Origin of the sequence: Pseudomonas sp. SH10-3B (genome assembly GCF_019891415.1) — a bacterium.
GTDB lineage: Bacteria > Pseudomonadota > Gammaproteobacteria > Pseudomonadales > Pseudomonadaceae > Aquipseudomonas.
The window spans coordinates 52,209-73,370 of sequence record NZ_JAFLXD010000002.1 but is presented as its reverse complement, the minus strand read 5'-3'; the positions used below and the strand labels follow the sequence as shown (position 1 = coordinate 73,370).

Here is a 21,162-nt window from a genome sequence, read left to right as displayed (position 1 = left end):
GGGGACGCGCGGGTACGAAACACTGCGCGATGGCCGCAAACGCCCCTTGTTCCGGGTGGGAACAAGGGGAAAAACGGACGGTGTCGAAGGAGGTTACGGCGCCGTCCGGGGCAACTCATCGCGGCATCAGGCGCGGATCGAACGGGTAGTCCGACAGCAATTCGATGCCGTTTTCGTGGATGTAGATCTGCTCTTCGAGCTTGACCCCTTCGCCGCCCGCATCGTGGCCAATGTAGCTTTCCACGCAGATGGTCATGCCGGCTTCGAATACGCCGTCGTAGCCCAGCGCGTCGATGTCTTCGCGGTGCACCACGTACGGGTATTCACCCGTCATGCCAACCCCGTGGGCCAGGGCGAAATAACGGTTGGCCTTGTAGTTGTCCGGGATGCGCCAGGCCAGCTCGGCGTACTCCTTGAAACTGCGACCGGCCTTGAGCATTTCCATGTTGGTCTGCACTTGTTCGTAAGCCAGTTTGTACAGCTCCTGTTGCTTGGCGGTGGCGGCTTGCTCGCCACAGAGGAACGTTCGCGAAAAGTCGGCGTAGTAGCCGAAACGCCCGACCACGTCCGTGTCCAGCGCTACCAGGTCACCGGCCTCGATGGGCCGGGTGCTGCATTCCTGGAACCACGGATTGGTGCGCGGCCCGGAGGACAGCAGGCGGGTTTCGACGTAGTCGCCGTCGGTGGCGATCACGTGCTGGTGCAGGTGCGACCACAGTTCGTTTTCGCTGATGCCCGGCACCAGTTTGCTTTCCATCAAGCGCACGCCGGCCTCGGTGGCGCGCAGGCTGGCGCGGATCATCTTCAGCTCGTTCGGCACCTTGATGCAGCGCGCGCGCTCCAGTGGTTCCTGGGCGTCGAAGATCTGGTAGCCGAGTTTTTGCAGTTCAAACGCTGCGGCCGAGGTCGCGCTTTCGATGGCGATCCGTTTGTTGCTACCACAGTGCTTGCGCACCAGTTCATCGATTTCAGCGGCCCATTCGGCGGTGACGTTGGTAAGGAAGCTGTCGCAGAAGTAATAGGAGATGGCTTTGGCCGGGCGCACTTCGTCGACGGTGTTGAGCTGTTCTGCCAGGTGCAGACAGCCGCCGAATTCGAAGACCACCACCGGGCCTTCTGCCGGGATGAAGGCGTACCGTGCCGGGTTGCGCGCCGAGTACACCTGCATGTTGCGCGAGCCGGTGGCGTAGCGCATGTGGGTCGGGTCGAACAGCACGCACGCGGCGTAGTCGCGTTTTTTCAGTTCGTTGCGCACCCGTTGCAAACGGTCGAGCTGGATCTGCTGGATCTCGTCGTACGTCGGTTCGCAGTCGGCGGGGTTGCGGTTAGGGCCTGACAGACTCATGGGGGTGTTCCTCGCAGGGCAATACGGTTGGTTTTTTCTAGGAATTCTTGGGTGGATCAGTCGAGCAACTGGTCGCTGCGCACCAGGTTGCGTTCGGCTTGCAGATGGGCTTCGGACAGGCGTCCGTAAAGCTGCTTGGTGCGCTGGGCGCGGCCGATGATTCCGGGTTTTTCGGAGTAGGCGAAGATCGCCGTATTACGTTCAGTAGCGCCTTCGACGCGGGTTACCCGGTGCACTGAAAAGCGACCCTTGAAAATCTGCAAATCGCCTGGGTTGAGCTCCAGTTCCTGTACTCGGCTGCGGTCGTCACCGCGCACCACGCTGCCGACGGCGCCTAGGTTTTCCTGGGTCCGCGTACGGATCATCGGTGCGTACTCGAACAGGCCGCCAGCCTCAGGCTTCTGGGTCATCATGCTGACGATGAATTCGTTGGTATCGAAGTGCCAGGGCTGCTCGGTGCCTTCGGGCATCACGTTGATCACCAGCCCGGCGAACGGGTCGGCGTATTCGAAAATCTCCGGCTCGTTGAGGCAGGCACCGATAAATCGCTTCATCATCGGCGAGACGTACAGGCGATGAATGATCGCGTCCGGGGCAATCATGTCTCGGGTGACAAAACCGCTGGTGCGCTCCATGAATGTGCGGCGCGGATCATCCTGGGGCAGGGCGGGGTCGTCTTCGGTGAAGTAGGCGTTGACCTTGCGCACCGAATAAAAGGTCTTGCCCGACAGCGCCTGACCCTCGGTACGCGCCTGTTCCAGCGCCTCGGGCCGCAGGAAGTTCTTCAGCAGGCAGCAACCGTCCTCGGCCAGTTCGGCACGAGCGTGTTCGATCAGCGCCTGCAACCGGACATGGCCCGAATCATGTATGGGGTACAACTCGGTATTTATAATGTCGCTGATATCGCCCACTTCGGCGTCGGCAAGTTGAAGGCTCATGCAAGTCTCCTGGAACTATCAATTAACAGTGTTTGGCGTTGAATCGATAGTTGCTCAAAGAGGTGCGAAGTGGAAATTACAAGTTGTGATCGAATCCATCGGCAGGGGCGATAGTTATGTCAGGCGAACTGGATGGGACGTTACTTAAAGTGTTTGTTGCGATTATCGAGTGCCACGGATTTTCTGCGGCGGCCGAGCGTCTGCACAAAACCCAATCGACCATTAGCCAGAGTTTGCAGCGCCTGGAAGAGATCGTCGGCACGCCGTTGGTCCAGCGCACCAGTCGATCGGTGAGCCTGACACCGGGTGGCGAGACGTTTCTGATCTATGCGCGGCAGATCCTCAAGCTGCATGCCGATGCGATCAACGCCGTGCAACTGCCCGATGAGCAGGTGTGCGTTCACGTCGGCATGCCCGAGGACTACGCCCAGTTTTGCCTGGCCGAGGTGTTGCGCGACTTTCAGGCGCAGTTTCCCCAGGTGCGGCCGGACATATGTTGCGAGATGTCGACGGCGCTGGTCAGTCGCTTGCAACGCGGTGAACTGGACCTGGTGCTCGGTGTGCAACACGCCAATCTGCAGCTGGGTGAATATCTGTGCGACGAGCCGCTGGTGTGGGTGGCGGCTGAGGGGTGGTGCGCCGGAGCGGACGTCTCGGTGCCTCTGGCAGTGTATGCCGAGGGCTGCGCCTTTCGAGCCAATGCCGTGCGGGCGCTGGCCGAGGCCGGGCGGGCATGGCATGTGGTTTACACCAGCCAGAGCCCGCGTGGGATAGGGATTGCCATCGAACAGGGCCAGTCGGTCGGTGTCACGGCGCGGCGCCTGGTGCCGCCGGGTTGGAAGGTGCTGGACGCGGCTCAGGGCTTTCCGCCGATTGAGCCGGCGCGGTTGATGTTCTGGCGCTCCACTCAGTGCGAGGCGTTGGCGGTGGAGGCCTTGGTGGACATTCTGTCGCGTCGCTTGGGCCGCTCAGAGTGGCTGGCCGAGCGCCGGCTCACAGCGTTGACGTCGGGCCATCAGCCTCAGCAATAACAGGCTGGCGGTCACCCAGCAGACGATCCAGCCGTGCACCAGGCCAAACTGCCCGGTGGCCTGCAGCAACCAGCCGCACAGCCAGTTTGCGCTGGCGCTGCCCAAGCCATAACCGACCATGCTCAGACTCACCACTTGCAGGCTTTGCACTGGGCTCAGGCGTGCGCTGAGGTAGGCGGCCATCAAGCCCCAGACAGGGAAATAGAACAGCGCGAACAGCCCGGCCGCCAGCCAGGTCAGATTCAAGCTTGGTTGCCAGAGCAGGGCGAGCATCGCCAGGCCGAAGGCGCTGATACTCAACGCCATCACCCTTAATGCCCCCCAACGATCGGCGAGTGAACCCAACAACAAACCGCCGACTGCCCCGCCAATCCCGATCAGTGTCCACAACGAGCCGGTGATCTGTGCGTTGGCGCCCAGCCGTTCACTGGCAAACGCCGAGAGAAAATTCAGGAAGGGGCCGCTGATCCCGCCAATAAAGGCGCTGAGCAGCAGTATGTGCAGCGCCACCGGGTATTCCAGGCACAGCTTCAACCATTGCCTGAGTATCCGGCGCAGCGATGGCGCGCTGCTTTTCTTGATGCGCTGGCCTGTCGCCAACGGCGCCAGGACCCAAAAGGTCAGTAGGGTGACCATCAGCGTCAGCCCGGCGCAAATCAGCCAGAAGTGTCGCAGCGAGATGCCCTGCAACAGGGCGATCAGCATGCCGTTAAGGCAGATCGCAAACGCCGCCCCCGACGATGCCAGCCCCAGTACACGGCTGCGGTGGGAGGCGGGGATCACTTCGCTGGCCAGTGCTGCGATGGCATTCCAGTTCGCCACCGCGCAGGCCGAGACCAGTGCCAGGCATACTGCGTACGGCAGCACCCACGGGGTGGCGACCGCCAGGGCCAGCAGCGCCGGGCTCAGGGCCATCGTCAGCCGTACCATATTACGCGGGCTGATCCACGCCGCGGCGATGCCACTGACAATCGAAGCGCCCATGTAGAACAGTTGCAGTAGCGCGGCGATGAACGCGGCCTGGCTGTAGCTCAGATCGAACACCTGGCGAATCTGGGGTAATAAGGCCGAATAAAGGAAAATACTGAAGCCGTGGGTGGTGGCGTTACACGCCGTAAAGATAAGCGCCAATAAAACAGTACTTCTTGTGGATGAGTGTGTGTTGATTGGCATGTGGTTGGCTCGGTCAGTTTAATTGCTATGGAATGGGGCGCAGGTGAAAGAACTGCCCTATGTAAGTGCGTTAACTTAAACGGGTATTTAATTGAATAAGACTAGCGCCTATATAAATAAAACAGCCAGTGCTTAATAGTCGTGAGTGTGCTGCGAAATACTCATGCTATTTATACGTCAGCGACAGTGGCAGGGCTGAAACCGACATAATTGAATATTGCCAATTACCTGTGGCGAGGGAGCAAGGGAATCGGCCTGCACAACACAAAAATGCATGTTACTCGGGAAATTTCCCGCAAGCCGTGGGATGCTTGCGGCTCGTCAGCCCCAGCGCGAGTCCTGTCCATGAAACGCAAAATGCCCGCGCTCAATGCGCTCAAAGCCTTTGAAGTGGCCGGTAGTACCGGCAGTTTTACCCGGGCGGCGGAGCTGCTCAACGTCACGCAAAGTGCCGTCAGCCGCCAGGTGCGGCAGCTCGAAGAACAGCTTGGCGAGAATCTGCTGGAACGCCGGCATCACCACCTTGAGCTGACCAGCGCCGGCCGGGTTTTGCTGCGGGCGCTGCATCAATCCTTCGACAAAATCGAGCTGACGGTGCGTAGCATCCAGCAGAAGTCCCACGCCAATCGCCTGCACATCAACGCACCGCCGACCTTCACCAGCCGCTGGCTGATGCCCCGCCTGGGGCGGCTGCGGGAGAAACACCCCGAATTGGAACTGAGCATCACCACGCGTTTGCAGGACAGCCTGGCAGAAACCAGCACCCTGGACTGCGCGATCCGCTTCGGCGATGGCGAATGGGATGGGCTGGACAGCTCGCTGCTGCTTCAGGAACGGCACATTGCGGTGTGCGCGCCGTCGTTGTATGCGCGGGAAGCGAGCGAGGGTGAAATCGACCTTAATCGCCTGACCTTGCTGCATGTGTTGGCCAGGGAAGACCAGCGTTATCTGACCTGGAAACACTGGCTCGACGCGGCGAAAATCAGCGGCGTGGATACCCAGGGCGGCTATGAATTCGACCTGCTGGACCTGGCGATTCGTGCGGCCACCGACGGCTTGGGTATCACCATTGCCGACTGGCACATGGTTGCCCCGGAGCTGGCCAGCGGGCAGTTGACCCAGGTACTGAACGTGCATGTGGAAGGGCATCAATCCTACTGGTTGGTGACTCGGCCGGAGCAGACTGTGATGCCGCAATTGCAGGTGTTCGCCCAGTGGTTGCAGGAAGAAATCTGGTTGGCGCAAAGGCAGCTCGAACCCTCCACCGCCGCCAGTTGACCCCCTCAACCTTCACGGGAAATTTGACTCCTTCTCGGGTAACCTGCATTTTTTGAATGTTACCCCGCTCAATAAATCGTTTGTTCTACCCCCTCAGGATGCCAAAACTGCGGGAACTGGATAAAAACAACGATGGGCGATTCACATGCGACTTGAGCGAAACTTTGTAAACGGTCACTTCATTGAGCCTGCCAGCGATGCGCTGATTGCGGTCTACAACCCTGCCACCGAAGCGTTGGTCGGTCAGGTCTCTGCCGCCACCAGCGCTGAAGCAACCGCCGCCGTCGAGGCTGCCGCCGCCGCCCAGAAGCGCTGGGGCAAGCTCACCAGCATCGAACGCGCCGAGCACTTGCGCTCATTCGCCGACGCCTTGGAGGCCTGCGCCGAGAGCATCGGTGCCGCCTTGGCCGCCGAGTCCGGCAAAAGTGTCAGCGACGCCAGCAACGAAGCCCGTTACGCCGCGCAAATCACCCGTTACCACGCCGAATGGGCGCGGCGGATCGAAGGCGAGATTATTCCCAGCGATACCCCGAACGAAAACCTCTTCCTGCACCGCGAGCCGATTGGTGTGGTCGCGTGCCTGATTCCGTTCAACTACCCGGTCTACACCTTGCTGCGCAAAATCGCCCCGGCTCTTATTGCCGGTAACACCGTGGTGGTGCGCCCGAGTAACAACACCCCGACCTCGGCGTTTGAAATCGCCAAGGCTGTGCAGCAATCCGGTTTACCGGCCGGCGTGGTCAACATACTGACCATGGACCATGCCACCGCCGCAACGGTCTGCACCCACACAGCCGTCGGGTTGATCACTCTGACCGGCAGCGTCAACGCCGGGCGCATCGTGCTCGATTATTGCAAGGCCAACATCGCCAAGCCGTCCCTGGAACTGGGCGGCAAAACCCCGGCAATCATTGAAGCCGACGCTGACCTTGAAGCCGCCGCCAGCGCCATCGTCGCGTCCAAGACCACTCACTGCGGTCAGGTATGCACGGCGGTGGAGCGGGTTTATGTGCAGGAAAGTGTCTACGAGCAATTTCTCGCGTTGCTCAAAGCCAAAATCAGCGCCGTTAAGTTTGGCGACCGTGCTACCGACGCCAGCCTGATGGGCCCGTTGGTCAACGCAAGCTCGCAGCAAAACATCCACGCCATGGTCGAGCGCGCCGTCTCCGACGGTGCGGTACTGGAAACAGGCGGTTTCATTCCTGAGGGCAACGGCCATTTCTACCCGCCGACGCTGTTGAGCAACTGTCGCCAGGACATGGAAATCATCCAGGAAGAAATCTTCGGCCCGGTGCTGCCAGTGCTCAAGTACCGCGACATCGACGAAGCGCTGGCCATGGCCAATGATCACCAGTTCGGCCTGTCGTCGGTGCTGTACACCGAGAGCTATCGCACCACCCTGAAAGTCGCCAATACCATCGAGGCCGGTGAGTTGTACGTCAACCGGACTCCGGCCGACCCTTACCAAGGCTTCCACGCCGGGTGGAAGCGTTCGGGCCTGGGCGGTGATGACGGCAAGCACGGCATGCTCGAATTCACCCAGACCCGACTTGTGGTGATGAAGTACTGATCCACCCGCAATACGCCTCATGCCACACCTATAAAAACAATTATTGGGGCGCCCGGAGCACCGGGCTGCCCGAGGTCTCATAGATGTCCAAGCCTGCAACCACTGTTGCCGCTGTTCAGGGTTCGAACGCGGGTGCAAAAAGCCGCAGTGACAAGGGAAGTCGCTATATCCAGTTGATGCTGTTGGTGCTGGCCGCCGGGGCGATCTACCCGATCCTGTACCTGCGTCAGGTCTACCAGACCACCATGCTCGAGGTGTTCCAGATCAACCACAGCGAGCTGGGTTATCTGTACTCGATGCTTGGGACGATTTTCCTGCTCAGCTATTTGCCGAGCGGTTGGTTGGCCGACCGGATCGCGCCGCGGTTTTTGATTTTCTTTTCGCTGGTGGCCACCGGAGCCTTGGGGCTTTGGTACTCCACGGCACCCTCGATGACCGGTTTGATGATCATCTTCGGTTGCTGGGGCCTGACCACCGGCCTGACGTTCTGGGCCTCGGTGCTCAAGCGGGTGAAGATGATTGCTCATCACACTGAACAGGGCCGGTTCTTCGGCATCCTCGACGGCGGTCGCGGCCTGGTCGAGGCGTTGCTCGCAACGGTCGCCCTGGGGCTGTTCGCGTTCGCCACTGAAACCCGTGGCGAGTCAGCCGCTGAAGGTTTCAAGCACGTGGTCTACCTCTACGCCTTCACCTGTATCGCCATCGGCTGTGTGCTGGTGCTGATCAAGGACCCGAAGTCGATGGAGGACACCGCGCCGGTGGAAAAGGGTAAATACAACCTGCTCAGCGACCTGACCACACTGGTGAAAATCCCTGAGCTGTGGCTGGTGACGGCCATCGTGTTCTGCGGTTACCACATCTTCTGGGCGACCTACAGCTTCTCCGATTATTTACAGGGCGGCGGCATGACCGCCGTCATGGCCGGCACTATCACCACCATTAAGCTGTGGATGCGCCCGATTGGCGGTATCGGTGGCGGCTGGCTCGGTGACAAGTTCTCGAACATTTCGGTGTTGATCGTGGCGCTGTTCCTCGCGACGTTGGCGATGGTCGGCCTGATCGTGTTCCCGGCGTTCAACAGCATTGGCCTGTTGATCGGTACGGTGATTTTCATCGGCCTGATGACTTACGCGATTCGTGGTTTGTACTGGGCGATCCTGGACACCTGCAACATTCCGCTGCGCATTACCGGCCTGGCCATCGGCATTGTCTCGGTGGTCGGTTACCTGCCGGACGCCTTCATTCCATTGATCAACGGCTACCTCACCGAACACTTCCCCGGCGCCCTTGGTTACAAGCTGTATTTCGGCTACATCGCCTCCGTCGGCCTGATCGGGACCCTCGCGGCCCTGACCTTGCGCGCGCGTATCAATCGTCAATCTTCGAATAAAACAGGTGCCTGAGATGAAAATCGTCGCCCTTGAAACCCATATCGTTGCCGTACCGCCACCGCACATCGGCGGCATGTATTGGCTGTTCGTCAAGCTCAAGACCGATTGCGGCATTGAAGGTGTCGGCGAAATCTACGCTGCGACCTTCGGCCCCAAAGCCATGCTGCCGATCATCGAAGACGTGTTTGAACGCTACTTGCTCAACCACGACCCGCATCACATCGAGCGCTTTTTCCGTCAGGCCTATTCGAGCGGTTTTACCCAGCGTCCCGACCTGACCATGATGGGGGTGGTCAGCGGCCTGGAGATGGCTTGCTGGGACATCATCGGCAAAGCGGCGAATAAGCCGGTCTACGAATTGCTTGGCGGCAAGGTCAATGAGCGCCTGCGTTCCTACACCTACCTGTACCCGGTCAATAGCCAGGGTGAGTACGACTACGACGACCCGGACCTGGCTGCCGAATGCGCCATAGAAAACATGAATAAAGGCTTCACCGCCGTGAAGTTCGACCCGGCCGGGCCGTACACCGCGTACTCCGGGCACCAGATTTCGCTGGAAGTGCTGGAGCGCTGCGAAACCTTCTGCCGCAAGATCCGCGAAGCGGTGGGCGACAAGTGCGACCTGCTGTTCGGCACACACGGGCAAATGGTCCCGTCCTCGGCGATTCGCCTGGCCAAGCGCCTGGAGAAGTACGACCCGTTGTGGTTTGAAGAGCCGGTGCCGCCGGGGCAGGAGGAGGCGATGGCGCAAGTCGCGGCCAAGACCACCATTCCGATTGCTACGGGCGAGCGGCTGACCACCAAGTACGAATTCTTCAAGCTGTTGCAGGCCGGCGGTGCGTCGATTCTACAAATGAACGTCGCCCGCTGCGGGGGGCTACTGGAGGCCAAAAAGATCGCGAGCATGGCTGAGGCCTATTACGCGCAGATCGCACCGCACCTTTATAACGGGCCGATTGGCGCGGCGGCGAGTTTCCAGTTGGCAACCTGTACCCCGAATTTCCTCATCCAGGAAAGCATCATGACCTGGGGCGGTTTCCACGCCGAAGTCCTGACCAAGCCGCTGCAATGGGAGGACGGCTACATCATTCCGTCCACCGAGCCGGGCCTTGGGGTGGAGCTGAACATGGACGTGGTGCGCAGGCATTCGCCCTATACCGGTGAGCGTTTGCACCTGCAAATGGCGCCGGCCCCGGTAGACGTCAAAGACACATCGCCGGCCAGAGGCTGACGGGGTTTCCCGTAGTTCAGTTGCGGGAATGGGTGTTTTTTAAATAACGACTTACGCGGTAACCGTGCATGACATACGACTACATCATCGCTGGCGCAGGCGCGGCCGGCTGCATCCTCGCCAACCGGCTATCGGCCTGCGGCAAATACACGGTGCTGCTGCTGGAAGCGGGCGGCAAGGACAGTTCGCTGTGGTTCAAGATCCCGGTCGGCTTCGCCAAGATGTATTACAACCCGACCTTCAACTGGATGTACTACAGCCAGCCGCAAAAGCAGCTCAACAACCGTGAAATTTATGCCCCGCGCGGTAAGGTCCAGGGCGGTTCCGGCTCGATCAATGCGATGGTGTACGTCCGTGGCCAGGCCCATGACTTCGACGACTGGGCTGCCAACGGCAACGACGGCTGGGGTTTTAAGGACGTGTTGCCGTATTTTCGCAAACTGGAAAATCACCCGTCGGGCGAAAGCGAATATCACGGCGGCAGCGGCCCGATCAGCATCACTCCGATGAAGGGAGAGACCCATCCAATCTGCGATGTGTTTCTCAAGGGTTGCGATGAACTCGGTTACCCGCAGAGTGACGACTTCAACGGGCCGAAATTCGAAGGCTCGGGTATCTACGATATCAACACCAGGGACGGCCAGCGCAGTTCCAGTAGTTTTGCGCATCTGCATCCCGCACTCAGCCGCCCGAATCTGACGGTCGAGCATTACGCACTGGTGGATCGGGTATTGTTCGAGAACGAGCGGGCCAGCGGTATTTCCGTGACCCAACACGGCGTGGTCCGCACCTTCCAGGCGCGCAGGGAGGTGATCCTCTGCGCCGGTGCCGTTGACACACCGAAGATTCTGCAACTATCCGGTGTCGCCGATCAGGCGTTGCTGGCCAGGCACCAGATCCCGCTCGTCAAACACCTGCCGGCGGTGGGGCAGAACCTTCAGGATCACTTGTGCGTCAGCTACTACTACAAGGCGAACATTCCGACGCTTAATGACCAGCTCAGCTCGCTGTTCGGGCAGTTCAAGCTCGGCCTTAAATACCTGCTGACCCGCAAGGGTGCCTTGGCGATGAGCGTCAATCAGGCCGGTGGTTTTTTCCGTGGCAACGAGTCGCAGGCCAACCCGAACCTGCAACTGTACTTCAATCCGCTGTCGTACCAGATCCCGAAAAACAACAAGGCCAGCCTCAAGCCCGAGCCGTATTCCGGCTTCCTGCTATGTTTCAACCCGTGCCGGCCGACGAGTCGTGGGCATATCGAGATCCAGTCGAACAACCCCCGAGACGCTGCGCTGATCGATCCCAATTACCTGAGCACGCAAAAGGACATCGACGAAGTGATCCAGGGCAGTCGGCTGATGCGCAAAATCATGCAGGCGCCGGCCTTGAAAAGCATCACGGTTGCTGAAGTCCTCCCGGGGCCGGTGGTCGAAAGCGATGAACAGATGCTGCAGTACTTTCGCGAAAACAGCGGTTCGATCTACCACCTGTGCGGCTCGTGCGCGATGGGGGCGGACGTACAGAAGTCAGTGGTCGATAAACGGCTTAAAGTCCATGGTATCGAGGGCCTACGCATTGTCGATGCGTCGATTTTTCCCAATGTGACGAGCGGCAATACCCACGCCGCAGTCCTGATGGTGGCGGAGAAGGGCGCCGACCTGATTTTGCAGGACGCCTGATTCGTTGCCGTAGTGATTGAAAGCCTGCCGACCTAAAGATTGTCAGGTGCGCCAAAAAACATTGGCTAGCTTTCAGTGTACGCCCTGAAGTCAGTATTTAATGTTCTTGTGACAGTCCGCATCCTGCCTCGGCGTTGCGTTGCAGTATTTTTATGCTGCAATGCGTCGGCAGCAGCCTTCCATCTGCGTGCAATCGATTTGTTTCTTGTTTCGGATGTGTACCAGGGGCATGCGGGCTGCCACCGTTTGTGCTGACGCTGGACAACGCCGAGGGCTACTTCAACCCGTCCTCGGTTATTCGCAACTCCGCCAAGCATGGTGTGAGGGCTTTGTACGAGTTGCCCAAGATCAAGAAAAAATATGCAGCGTTCCTGGAAGATAACGCCCCTGACCCGGCGCAATTTTTCCTCAGGGACACACCGGCGCCCGTGTACCAGGGTGGCCAATGATGGGAAGGAATCCAGCGCTCGACACCGTAAAGAACGTCCTCAACCAACAGTGCGTGCGTATTTCGTTTGATATTGATGACACCCTGGCCTGCCAGCCGCACCACAGCGCCGCTGAAGACGGCAGGCTGCCGGAGTGCGTGCACCGCTGGCTGGGTGAGCCGTTGCGCCATGGCCATGCGCTGGCTGCACGCGGGTCGTCGAACGCGCCTTCGAAGCTGCCGACCGCCTTTGATATCGACCTGCACGTGGACGATTCCGAAGGCGTGCAAATCGAAGGTTACGACCACGGTTTCTGTGTGGTTGTCGTGCGTCCGGATGATGAGCCATGGGCGCACAAAGTCCTGGAAGCCGTCGCCCGGGTGCAAGCGCAAGTTGCCTGGCACAGCGACCGCGCCGGCACAAGGTGCCTGCGCAGGTCTATTCGGGAATCACCCTTAACGGCTGAGGGTTTCCAGGAACTGTGTGTGTTGCAGCACCTGGGAAAACATCGGCAGCGTGAATTGCTCGGCGGCCTGCTGCTGTTCGCTGGTGAAGGTTGCCGTGCAGTCGGACAAGGTGACCACGTTGTAGCCCTTCTCGTAGCCTGAACGCACCGTGCCTTCGACGCAGCAATTGGTCAGAAAACCTGCCACCACCAGGTTCTGGATGCCGTTGTTGCGCAGCACCAGGTCCAGCCCCGTCGTCGCAAAACCATCCAGCCCACGCTTGCCCTCCACCAGGATATCGCCGGCCTCGCGGCCCACAGCCTCGGTGATCTCGGCCCCCCAACTGCCGGTGCGAAAAGCGCTGCCATCAGCCACACCCTTCAATATTCCATAGTCGCGCGTGGTCAGCTCCGGGTAACCCTCGGCGAACTGGATCGGCAAATGGATGATCTTCACGCCCAGCTTGCGCGCCTGCTGCACCGTGGTTGCAGTGTTGGCCAGTATGTCGCCAATACGCATGACGTCTTTGACCGCATCATGAAACACCCCGCCGGGTGTGGTGAAGTCGTTCTGGAACTCGATCAGGACAAGGGCGGTGCTGTGTGGGTTCATCGTGGACCTCCGATCAGTGGGTAGGTATCTACACAACTTTGAGTGTTACGCCGGACCTGTGGGAGCGGCGGTGCGACGATTCGACTTGCTCGCGAAGGCGGCCCATCATGCTACTGGGTTTTCTTGGGTGTACATCGCTCTCATGTGGGAGCTGGCTTGCCTGCGATAGCTGTATGTCTGGCGCGGGAGCCTTTTGGTCGGAGTACATATCCGTCAGGTCCAATTGTTGTGTAGATACCTATGCCGATCAATGGGCCGATCAACGGGTTAAAACACGTGGCTACCAGCCACCGGGAAACCATTGCCGGGCGAGCTGCACCGTTATGCGCAAGGTGTGCTGGCTTTGTTCGCACGCAAGCGCCTGTTCTTCAGGCGACGCCGGTTTGCTCCACTTTGGCTGGGTTGCCAAGCGCTGTGCATAGCTAGCTTTAAACGCAGGGCTGGCCTCGCCAGTCAGCCGCATCGCTTTAGCATAGTCCGCCTCGAGATCTTCGGGCAGCGAACCACAGGCCAGTTTGGCTTGCTGATAGCGCACGGCGTACATGAAGCCATCGGTGGGGGCTTCGTCGTAGGTGGAGCGGGAGGGTTCTGCGGCCATGGCAGTACCGGTGAGGAATAGGGCGATGAGGAGGGGGCGTCCGTGCATGGGGGGGAAAGTCTCGGGTGGTTGACGGTGCGTTTGACCTAAACACGAGTTGTATCGCATTGAACAGGTCACTCGTTAACTATACGTGCCCGGCTTGAATTGCAGCGACCAAGGCAATAGGCCATCATTGTTGGCCGCTACGAGCCATTCTTCGTATGCAGAACGGATTTATAGGGTGTAAGAAATGTTTAGGCGTCTCATGGATTTGAGCAAGCGGTTGCGCAAGGATTTTGCTGCTGTAGCGGTTTCCAAGGAACAGGTTCTGCACTCGATGGAGGTCGACCCTCAGGCAGGCCCCGTCGGGAGTTTGCCCGCGAATGTGCTGGACTACTGGCACAGAGCGCTGATTGCCGATGACTTGGGTGGCCTGCAAGCCACCGATGTCCGCATCCCGGTGACAAATTTCGCAAGGCTGGCCTGGCCCAACTTCAATCTCGGTTTCGGTAAGCGTCGGGCGCTGGCACTGGGCATTCTCACTGAGCGTGCCGCAGAGGCCCGGCGAAAACAGCAAGCGCAGGCACTTGAGGCCTCAGAGGACGACGCAGAGGGTGCGCAGGAGGCGGACGAGCCGGATGACGATCCGCGTATTCCCATGGCTCTGGTGTTCCATCAAACCACCTCATCAAGCGATGAGGTCCAGGTCACGTGGCCCGACCCGGATAAAAAGCCTGCGCCGGGCGCGAAAAAAAAACGCCTCAAGCCCGACCGGCTGAATATCGCGTTCTGGTTTCCTTTCGACCTGAACGACAAAAACCAAATATGCCTACCACGCGATCCCAACGATTGCCGGCCGCGTGTGGTCCGCCAATGGCTTGAACCGCAGCCATTGATGGCGGCCAACGACCTGCCGCCGGCCATTGGCCACTTCGATTGCTATCGCGACGAGCTCAAGCTATTTTTCGCGACGTTGAGCCAAAGCGCCAATTTGAGCGGTTATGTCGACGCCTGTTTTGCCTTGTTCGCCCACGTTCAAGCGGATGGGGTTGAGACGGGAATGGCGCCGATCACGGGGCAATGGGTTGCGGTGCCGCGACAGCCTGGCTATGCAACACGTGCGCTCGCCAACATCTATGAAGCGATCCCCAATGCGCCGTCCATCGGCGCACTGGAGCAGCTCATAGGCGCCGGACGACACCGTTCGGCTGTCCAGGCAGGCGGCATGGCAGCGCCGCAGGTGACGATCCGGCACGTGGCCATGGTCGATAAGGCCACACACCTCGACAAGCCAGACGTCAATCGCGGCGCAGACCCCTTGAACGAATCGCAGCGCCGCGCATTGCACGCCCTCGGCCGGTTGGGTGAGCAGGTCGGGGTGGTTGCGGTCAGTGGGCCGCCGGGCACCGGGAAGACGGCCATGCTGCGTGCGATGATCGCCAACCAATGGGTGTTGGCGGCTTACGATAACCGCGAACATTGCCCCGTCACGTTTGTGTGCGGGGCGACCAACCAGAGTGTCGAGAATGTGATGGGCACGTTCAACGGTGCCGTAGGCAGGAAGCATGCCCTGGCACGTCGTTGGTTGGACCCTACGGGCAAGCCACTATTGAGTTTCACCGCCAGCGCACCGTCCAAGGCCAAGGGGAAAACCCATCGCAGCAAGTTCACCACGCTTGAGATCCGGCAAAAGCAGTTGCGCATCTTGGGTGTCGGGTCCTCCAGCCTCAAGCAATCGTACGAAGACGGTGTTGCGGCAGCCCTTGCTTTGGCGCGGCACTTTGAAGATGCCTTCCGCGAGCTGCCAGAGTTGTTCAATGCGTTGTTTAGCGTTGAGCAGAAACATCAGGTCAGTGATGCCACGCGTTTTATCTATCTCATGCAGAAAAGTGCTTCGACAACGCCTACGGCGTCGATCCTCTGCGAGCACCTGAACACGCTGACCCAGGTATTGCGCAGTGGGTTGGCCTCGGCAATCGAGCGCCAGGCTGACATCGACGCGTTGATCGAGCCCGGTGAACTGGCTGCGCGCTTTCCCAGTGAGGCATGGGCATCTTCCTGGGCCATCGACATCCTCGCGGATTTGCGTGTGGCGGCAACCCCCGAGGCGCGCCAGGCGCAGCAGCAGAAATTGCTGGACGTGGTGTGGCGGCCGATTATTTTCCAGTTGGCCGCGCGTTACTGGGAGACGCGTTGGCTGGCCAGTGTGATCGCAACCCCCGAGCCTGGCAGCCGAAAGAACGCACTCAGGCGCGCAGCCATGCTGTTTCCGTGCATTGTCGCCACCTTGCATAGCGCCCCACGGTTACTGGGAGAGGGCCGTAGGCCGCTGTTCGCGTTCCTGGATTTGCTGATTATCGATGAAGCGGGGCAAGCTGCGCCGGAGTTGGGGGTGCCGGTGCTTAGCCTGGCTAAAAAAGCCGTGGTGGTCGGCGATATGAAGCAGCTCTCCCCCGTGTCTTCGGTAACACCCGAGGTCGATGCGCGCCAGGTGCAGGACCGTTGGGCCGATCCGTCGTCTTTGGGCGCCTTGCTCGTGCGTGGCGCGGACTCCGCCACGGGTTCAATCATGAAGCTTGCCGCAACCGGGGCATCGTTTGCCGAGGCGATGCCGGACGGACGGCTACGGGACGGGCTGCTCCTGCGGGAGCACTACCGTTGTGCAGAGTCGATCATCAATGTGTGTATCGATTTGCTGTACCACGATCACGACCGTGATGCCGAGGGCGGGTTGCTCAGCAAAGAATTGGAACCCAAAGTGCCCAACCCGCTGGCAGGGCTGTTCGCGGATGCCGAGTTGCCCTTGCTCGAGGGCGAAGCTGAAATGCAGTTGCGCAAACGCATGAAGACAACGTTCCCGCTACCGCCGCTCGGGTTCTATCAGACCGGTGGCCCGAACGATGAGCCCTGCAAAGGCGACTCATGGTCCAACCCTGGAGAAGCCAAGGCCATCGTGGACTGGCTTAGAGAGCACGGACCGCACCTGGCGAAGTGGGCCGCCAGGGTCGAAGGCCACCCGGAGCAGCCGATAGGGTTGGAAAAACTTGTCGCGGTCGTCACGCCATTTCGAGGCCAGGTCGAAGCGATAAAACGTCGGGTGCGCGAAGAACTCGACCCAGATGACGCTGACCTGAGTGAGCGTTTGACCATCGGCACGGTTCATACCCTTCAAGGGGCGGAGAAACCTGTGGTGTTGTTCAGTGCCGTGAATCGGGAAAGCCGCGCCAGCCGTCGAACCGATACCAATCATCGTGAGCGGGTGTTTATCGATCGTGACGATGGGCGCCTGCTCAACGTAGCGATCAGTCGTGCGCAGAAAAGCTTCATTATGTTTGGCCATTCCGATCTGTTTTTTTCCCAGCAAGCGATGGACCCGAACAATGATTTGCCTTCGGCTGTGGTAGGACGATGCTTGGCCGGTGTGCGTGAGCCAGAGCATGAGCGGCTCACCTGCGCCCCGCGGGTGCCAGCGTGCAAGCTCGGTCCCGCCACGCTGATGGTTGTCGAATCCTTGCACAAGGCGAAAATCATTCAAGAACTGGTACCTGGCGGTACTCAGGTGTTCGGCTGTGGCGGTCATATTCGTGACCTCCCAGGCCCCGGTGCGATCAGTTGGCGTGATGGGCTCAAACCGCACTGGCAATTGAGCGAGCGCGAGGGCAGTGACCTGGCGGCGTCCCTACGCAATACCGGCAGCCGTTTACTGCAATGCACTGAGCTGGTGTTGGGGACGGACGATGATGCCCAAGGCGAAGCGATTGCCTGGCACATGATCCAGGTACTCAAGGAAGCACCGTGGTTCATGCATATCCAGAGGGTGCGTCGGGTAAGGTTTCATGCATTGACCACCCCCGAAATGGCCCGATTATTTGAGGAGGGTCGGTGCGTACAGGTCGAGGGCGCTACCGCCGACGAGCGAGCTGGCAGCGCCTGCCGGGCCTTGAATATGGGCTTGGCATATGGAGCCATTGCCCAGCGGGTGCTGGACAACCTCATTGGCTCGGTCTACATGCGTCACGGTATTGTCGGGGGCGGACGGGTCAAGGGGCCCTTGCTCAGGGTACTGGCGGGCCATGGTGACTCCCCGGGGTTACCCGGTAAACGGTTGGGTGTCGCGATAAACCTGAAAGTGAACGATACCCTCGTGCCGGCTCGCTTGATGGTGCGGCGCGGCAGCGAAGCCTGGCGCGCGTGGGGCAGTGACCGCACAGAGAGCGTTCACACCTTGATCGACCAACTGAGCGACGCGGTGGTTTCACCGACACCTTGCCTGCTCGAGCATGAGGACTTGCTGCTGGCACCTGCTCAAAGCCTGGGCACTAACCTGGTCCTGCAAGAGGCGTTCAGGCGATTTGGCTGGATGCCGTCGAGCACCATGAGCACGTTGCAAAAACTGTATGAGATGCGCGGGGGGCAGGACGAGCCCGAGTCAGCACCGAACGACAATGGTTGGGCTGCATTGGATGCGCAGGGGCGCCTGTTCCTGACCGAGTCCGGACGGCGCCAGGCAGATAAGGTGCTGAACAACCCTTGGCTGAACACAATCAGCGCCAATGCGTTGTTGATGGCCTTCGACGATGCGCTGACTCACCTGTCCCAATTGCCGGATGCAGGGGAGGCGGACTACCTTGCGTTCGTGCACACCTGGGCGGCGCAGTTTGATGATCAGTGCGGCGCGCAGCCGGTTGCGGGCCCCCATGCACCAACGGTCGATGCGCAAGGCGCTGAGGTCGCGCTGTTTTCCCTGCAGCCCGCTGTCGAGCTGAATACGTGGGGCGCGCCTGCCGGTTCGCCTTCACCCGCTGAGGCCGAGCAGCACGATGATGATCCCGCGCCTGGCGCGCAAGCCCACCCGGTTTCGGACGGCGGCCGCAGCGGTGCCCACGGAGCACTGGTGCCTCTGGACATCAGCCTGGAGGGCGACAGCCCCAAGATGGCCGCGCTTACCCCGAGGCAGCGGCAACTTTACGACCTGATGTCCAAACTGATGTTGGCCTCTTCCCTGCGAGATGGAAAGTTTCAGACTGTACGCCGGATTTACCCCCTGACGTGGCCGGGTAAACCGGCTGTCCGGCAGGTTGAAATTGGTGTCGAGGTGATAACAGGCAAGCCGGGCAGCTACCCAGGTTGGTTTGCGCTGGACCCCGATGGCCTGCACCAGCACACGCGCAATTGGGCGTCGGCAGAGATGGAGGCAGTGCTCGATGAGCAAAGCCCTCGCTTGCAAGTGATAGTGCAAGACCACGGCATACGCACCCGCTCGCTGCTTGAGCCGACCGTCGATCATTTATTGGCGTGGATGCAAGCGCGTGGACACGGTAGGCCCTCGACGTTCGGCAAGCACATCGATGATCTGGTACGTGGCAATACGTCGAACACGCGCGCGGAGGGCACTGCCGATGAATAGCAGTTTTGCCACCATGACCCTGATGCGAAACGCCTATGAGGCCGCATTGCGCGACCCCTCGGACGCAGTTGCCCAGGCAGCGTTCGTCGCTGCGCACCAAGCGCAACAGCACACGTTCGTTGACTCATTCGACGTCGCGGGCATTACCTACCCGCGTACTGATGGGCACACACTGAGTGAGCGTGAAGCGCGCGAGGTGATTTCCAGAATCCTGTCCAACCCGGCGTACAGCGTATCGGACCTGCGGCCCAGCGTCATTGAAGCAGCCTACCCGCTACAGGCAGACGTGCTGCGTGCGGAAATCGAAGCCACGGTCGCGTTGGCCAATAAAATCAATGGGCTCGACTGGCGCACCGACGCGCTCGATGCCAGCACCAAGCAAGCGATGCGTGAACTGCTACGCATGCCCACCTTGGCGGGCGGCTACAAAATCATTTCCCAGGTCAAGTCCGCGGCCAACGCCCAGGTGTTGAATATCTACCGTGGCTACGATGCCGATCACTTGATCCCCGACAAGGCACTGCGAGGGTCACTGCACAGGGGGCAGTCTTTCAGCCTTGACCAGAGCTACGCGACGTTTATGCAGGATTCACAGAACAGAGGATCGCAGCATAAATTTGTGACGGATGCCCAGAAACACACACGCAAACGGCTGCGCGGCGATCCGACACTGCCCGCGAAAAACCCAACGACTGGCGAGTACCTGGAGCATGTGCTTGAGTGGATGACCCATGTCTATACCACCGCGGATCTGGGTGTGGATGTGGCCGTCAGGAACAGTGGCCTTGCCAACTCGGATGAATTCAAACGTTTCAACGTCAAAGGTTTTGCCTTGGCGCAGGCAGGGTTCATGACGTGGAATGAACGCAAAAGTGTCGGCCGCGCTGTCGCCATGGTGCTCCTGATTGAGGCGCGTGAGTTCTACACGGCGGCCGGCTGGCCCATGGACAGGGAGTTGCCTTTGTTCTACGACGTACCTTCTACGGTGACCCAACAACCGGTGCCTGTGACATGAGCGACAACATAAACCCATCAACACCCGCCCATGGCGCCCGGCGCTACCAGCTTGCCGACCTGACAATGGCCGCCGGGGTGCCCTGGTTTGCCGTGCACGTGTCGGACGAAAGCGGTCATACATCGTCCTGGATTATCAGGGGGGAACTGGACGGTGAGCATTTACGCCTGCAACCACAGATCTGGGTGCCAGATGCCATCCAGGCCATCGTCAGTGATAGCGACGGCCAAGTCTGGGCGATCACTAGCGAAGATGAGCTGATCACCAACACCGACCTTGGACAGGTGGCTGGATGGCGGCAGGTTACGCCCCATCCACAGCTCAACGCGCGCGATGAGTGGTACTCCCGCACACTGGGTTATGTGGCCGCGGATGGCCAGAACGTCGAGCTTGCTGAATGCCTGTGTTGGGCGAGCGATGGCTTGTTGATCGGTACGTTCAGCCGCCGGTTGTATCGTTGGACATCGGGCGATGTTGCTCGCCTTGAACATGACGATCACGTTGTCGGAACGCTGGGTGGTGTCAACAACATTGTCCAGACGCAAGACGCAATATACGCGCTGGGGTATGCGGGCCTGATCCTGCGTCGGCCGGTGGGCGGGACCTGGCAGCGAATTGATGGACCATGGCCGACTGAGGCCGGCGCGTTCATCAATATGATTGCCGGCGTCGAAGGTCCGAGAGGGGAATTGTGGGCCATTGCGGCGGGCGGTTCGGTCGTCAGCGTTGCGGGTGACGTGACCCGCACCATTGCACAAGTACCCGGTGAGCCTCTGGGCATCACCCGGTTCCAGCGCCAGTGGTTCGTGTCGACCCTCGACGGATGCTACGAACTACCGGGGGATGGTGACACGGTCCTGATCAAACGCGATATTTTGATGGGTAAAGCGATTGATGCCGGGAACTGCCTGATTGCCGTCGATGCCGAGCCACAACACGCCGATCACGCGCAGGTCCACCTGTGGTTGCGCACCAGAAATCGCGATGCTTGGCTGCGCCCAATCATTTGCCGGGCCTGATTGAGGCGTTAAGGCGCAAGCG

14 protein-coding genes and 2 pseudogenes are annotated in these 21,162 nt (G+C 60.0%); 11 read left to right on the top strand and 5 right to left on the bottom strand.

Annotation, left to right across the window (positions count from 1 at the left end; all coding sequences use genetic code 11):
- Positions 1-115 precede the first annotated feature (115 nt).
- Together J1G35_RS02320 and J1G35_RS02315 are read right to left on the bottom strand one after the other, a co-directional pair.
- Complete coding sequence (locus tag J1G35_RS02320) at positions 116-1,345, bottom strand: Xaa-Pro peptidase family protein (protein WP_223013213.1); 1,230 nt, start codon at positions 1,343-1,345, stop codon at positions 116-118.
- A gap of 56 nt (positions 1,346-1,401) precedes the next feature.
- Positions 1,402-2,283 (bottom strand): hypothetical protein, encoded by an 882-nt coding sequence (locus J1G35_RS02315; protein WP_017845688.1) that lies wholly within the window; start codon positions 2,281-2,283, stop codon positions 1,402-1,404.
- Between the two features lie 116 nt (positions 2,284-2,399).
- On the opposite strand from J1G35_RS02315, the gene J1G35_RS02310 reads away from it, so the two are divergent.
- Positions 2,400-3,314, top strand: coding sequence for a LysR family transcriptional regulator (locus J1G35_RS02310; RefSeq protein ID WP_223013211.1), 915 nt, complete (start codon positions 2,400-2,402; stop codon positions 3,312-3,314).
- Here the strand turns inward: J1G35_RS02310 and J1G35_RS02305 are convergent.
- Positions 3,252-4,487 carry an MFS transporter gene (locus J1G35_RS02305; protein WP_223013209.1) on the bottom strand — a complete coding sequence of 412 codons (1,236 nt, stop codon included), beginning with the start codon at positions 4,485-4,487 and terminating at the stop codon, positions 3,252-3,254. The two genes, J1G35_RS02310 and J1G35_RS02305, sit on opposite strands and share 63 nt — an antisense overlap.
- A gap of 345 nt (positions 4,488-4,832) precedes the next feature.
- Between J1G35_RS02305 and J1G35_RS02300 the strand changes: the two genes are divergently transcribed.
- The 7 genes and pseudogenes from J1G35_RS02300 (at position 4,833) to J1G35_RS30820 (ending at position 12,527) form a co-directional block, all read left to right on the top strand.
- The gene (locus tag J1G35_RS02300) at positions 4,833-5,765 is read left to right on the top strand and encodes a LysR substrate-binding domain-containing protein (protein ID WP_223013207.1); all 933 of its coding nucleotides are present in this window, start codon (positions 4,833-4,835) and stop codon (positions 5,763-5,765) included.
- Between the two features lie 145 nt (positions 5,766-5,910).
- Complete coding sequence (gene aldA / locus J1G35_RS02295) at positions 5,911-7,335, top strand: aldehyde dehydrogenase (RefSeq protein ID WP_017845692.1); 1,425 nt, start codon at positions 5,911-5,913, stop codon at positions 7,333-7,335.
- Between the two features lie 83 nt (positions 7,336-7,418).
- A complete protein-coding gene (locus J1G35_RS02290) occupies positions 7,419-8,738 on the top strand; it encodes an MFS transporter (protein ID WP_223013205.1) in 1,320 nt (439 codons plus the stop codon).
- Position 8,739: 1 nt separating this feature from the next.
- A complete protein-coding gene (locus J1G35_RS02285; RefSeq protein WP_223013204.1) occupies positions 8,740-9,957 on the top strand; it encodes a mandelate racemase/muconate lactonizing enzyme family protein in 1,218 nt (405 codons plus the stop codon).
- A gap of 68 nt (positions 9,958-10,025) precedes the next feature.
- On the top strand, positions 10,026-11,633 hold the full coding sequence (locus J1G35_RS02280) for a GMC family oxidoreductase N-terminal domain-containing protein (RefSeq protein WP_223013202.1): 1,608 nt from the start codon (positions 10,026-10,028) through the stop codon (positions 11,631-11,633).
- A 233-nt stretch (positions 11,634-11,866) separates the two neighbouring features.
- Positions 11,867-12,082 (top strand): annotated as a pseudogene (locus J1G35_RS02275) (hypothetical protein); the annotation flags it as partial.
- Positions 12,082-12,527, top strand: a pseudogene (locus J1G35_RS30820) (hypothetical protein). The pseudogenes J1G35_RS02275 and J1G35_RS30820, both read left to right, overlap by 1 nt.
- Here the strand turns inward: J1G35_RS30820 and J1G35_RS02270 are convergent.
- Together J1G35_RS02270 and J1G35_RS02265 are read right to left on the bottom strand one after the other, a co-directional pair.
- A complete protein-coding gene (locus tag J1G35_RS02270) occupies positions 12,517-13,119 on the bottom strand; it encodes a cysteine hydrolase (protein WP_071488379.1) in 603 nt (200 codons plus the stop codon). The pseudogene J1G35_RS30820 and the gene J1G35_RS02270 overlap by 11 nt on opposite strands.
- A gap of 280 nt (positions 13,120-13,399) precedes the next feature.
- Positions 13,400-13,717, bottom strand: a complete 318-nt coding sequence (locus J1G35_RS02265; RefSeq protein WP_223013200.1) for a hypothetical protein — start codon at positions 13,715-13,717, stop codon at positions 13,400-13,402.
- A 232-nt stretch (positions 13,718-13,949) separates the two neighbouring features.
- Here J1G35_RS02265 and J1G35_RS02260 point away from each other — a divergent pair, with 232 nt between their 5' ends.
- From J1G35_RS02260 to J1G35_RS02250, 3 genes are read left to right on the top strand one after another with little or no spacing between them, the layout of a single operon-like run.
- A complete protein-coding gene (locus tag J1G35_RS02260; protein ID WP_223013198.1) occupies positions 13,950-19,106 on the top strand; it encodes an AAA domain-containing protein in 5,157 nt (1,718 codons plus the stop codon).
- A complete protein-coding gene (locus tag J1G35_RS02255; RefSeq protein ID WP_223013196.1) occupies positions 19,099-20,121 on the top strand; it encodes a hypothetical protein in 1,023 nt (340 codons plus the stop codon). The genes J1G35_RS02260 and J1G35_RS02255 overlap by 8 nt, the downstream gene beginning before the upstream one ends.
- Positions 20,118-21,140: a hypothetical protein gene (locus J1G35_RS02250; RefSeq protein ID WP_223013194.1), complete on the top strand. Its 1,023-nt coding sequence runs from the start codon at positions 20,118-20,120 to the stop codon at positions 21,138-21,140. The genes J1G35_RS02255 and J1G35_RS02250 overlap by 4 nt, the downstream gene beginning before the upstream one ends.
- The last annotated feature ends 22 nt before the right edge of the window (positions 21,141-21,162 follow it).

What these genes read in the sequence shown, in the direction of transcription:
- J1G35_RS02315 (WP_017845688.1), bottom strand. Translation starts at nt 2,283, where the DNA reads ATGAGCCTTCAACTTGCCGACGCCGAAGTGGGCGATATCAGCGACATT.
- aldA (WP_017845692.1), top strand. Translation starts at nt 5,911, where the DNA reads ATGCGACTTGAGCGAAACTTTGTAAACGGTCACTTCATTGAGCCTGCC.
- J1G35_RS02320 (WP_223013213.1), bottom strand. Translation starts at nt 1,345, where the DNA reads ATGAGTCTGTCAGGCCCTAACCGCAACCCCGCCGACTGCGAACCGACG.
- J1G35_RS02265 (WP_223013200.1), bottom strand. Translation starts at nt 13,717, where the DNA reads ATGGCCGCAGAACCCTCCCGCTCCACCTACGACGAAGCCCCCACCGAT.
- J1G35_RS02260 (WP_223013198.1), top strand. Translation starts at nt 13,950, where the DNA reads ATGTTTAGGCGTCTCATGGATTTGAGCAAGCGGTTGCGCAAGGATTTT.
- J1G35_RS02255 (WP_223013196.1), top strand. Translation starts at nt 19,099, where the DNA reads ATGAATAGCAGTTTTGCCACCATGACCCTGATGCGAAACGCCTATGAG.
- J1G35_RS02300 (WP_223013207.1), top strand. Translation starts at nt 4,833, where the DNA reads ATGAAACGCAAAATGCCCGCGCTCAATGCGCTCAAAGCCTTTGAAGTG.
- J1G35_RS02280 (WP_223013202.1), top strand. Translation starts at nt 10,026, where the DNA reads ATGACATACGACTACATCATCGCTGGCGCAGGCGCGGCCGGCTGCATC.
- J1G35_RS02310 (WP_223013211.1), top strand. Translation starts at nt 2,400, where the DNA reads ATGTCAGGCGAACTGGATGGGACGTTACTTAAAGTGTTTGTTGCGATT.
- J1G35_RS02270 (WP_071488379.1), bottom strand. Translation starts at nt 13,119, where the DNA reads ATGAACCCACACAGCACCGCCCTTGTCCTGATCGAGTTCCAGAACGAC.
- J1G35_RS02305 (WP_223013209.1), bottom strand. Translation starts at nt 4,487, where the DNA reads ATGCCAATCAACACACACTCATCCACAAGAAGTACTGTTTTATTGGCG.
- J1G35_RS02290 (WP_223013205.1), top strand. Translation starts at nt 7,419, where the DNA reads ATGTCCAAGCCTGCAACCACTGTTGCCGCTGTTCAGGGTTCGAACGCG.
- J1G35_RS02250 (WP_223013194.1), top strand. Translation starts at nt 20,118, where the DNA reads ATGAGCGACAACATAAACCCATCAACACCCGCCCATGGCGCCCGGCGC.
- J1G35_RS02285 (WP_223013204.1), top strand. Translation starts at nt 8,740, where the DNA reads ATGAAAATCGTCGCCCTTGAAACCCATATCGTTGCCGTACCGCCACCG.